Genomic DNA, 887 nt, shown 5'->3' on the forward strand with positions numbered 1-887 from the left:
AAGAGGTCCTAACAGAAGTTGTTGATCATGTGACTTTCGGCTTGGGTGGTCGTTGGGCTGTTCGTGGGGAAACGACAGTCACGGCCATGGATCGTGTCGGACGAACTGTGGTCGCTCATCGAGCCGTTGCTTCCGGAGCCGGGCCCCAAGCTGGTGGAGGGAAGGCCGCGGGTCCCGGACCGGCAGGCCCTGTGCGGGATCCTGTTCGTGCTGCACACCGGCATCCAGTGGGAGTACCTGCCCCAGGAACTGGGTTTCGGATCCGGCATGACGTGCTGGCGTCGCCTGGCCGCCTGGAACGAGGCCGGTGTGTGGGAGGAGCTGCACCTGGTGCTGCTGAAGAAGCTGCGGTCGGCGAAGAAGCCGGACTGGTCGCGGGCGGTGATCGACTCCTCCCACGTGCGGGCCGCTCGGCGCGGCCCAAAAGCGGGCCCAGTCCGGTCGACCGTACACGGCCGGGCAGCAAGCACCACGTCCTCACCGACGGCCAGGGCATCCCGCTCGCGGTGTCGCTGACCGGCGGAAACCGCAACGATGTCACCCAGCTGCTGCCGCTGCTGGACAAGGTCCCGGCCGTGGCCGGCACGGTCGGCCGGCCCAGACGCAGGCCCGACGCTCTCCTCGCCGACCGCGGCTACGACCACGACAAGTACCGCCGCCTGCTGCGACAACACGGGATCCGACCGGTCATCGCCGAACGAGGCCAGGACCATGGCAGCGGCCTGGGCATCTTCCGCTACGTGGTCGAGCGCACGATCGCATGGCTGCACGGCTTCCGTCGACTGCGGATCCGCTGGGAACGACGCGACGACATCCATGAAGCCTTCCTCGGACTCGCCACCTGCCTGATCACCCACCGCCACGTCCAACGCCTTTGTTAGGACCTC

The 887-nt window shown here is 67.4% G+C and carries 1 protein-coding gene; it reads left to right on the forward strand.

What is annotated here, in order from left to right; genetic code table 11:
- The first annotated feature begins 63 nt into the window (after window positions 1-63).
- A protein-coding gene (locus JHAT_RS34265; RefSeq protein WP_375603606.1) for an IS5 family transposase occupies window positions 64-881 on the forward strand; the annotation gives its coding sequence in 2 pieces (ribosomal slippage) (window positions 64-427 and window positions 427-881; 819 coding nt in all).
- The last annotated feature ends 6 nt before the right edge of the window (window positions 882-887 follow it).

This window comes from Streptomyces sp. JHA26 (assembly GCF_002005565.1).
GTDB lineage: Bacteria > Actinomycetota > Actinomycetes > Streptomycetales > Streptomycetaceae > Streptomyces.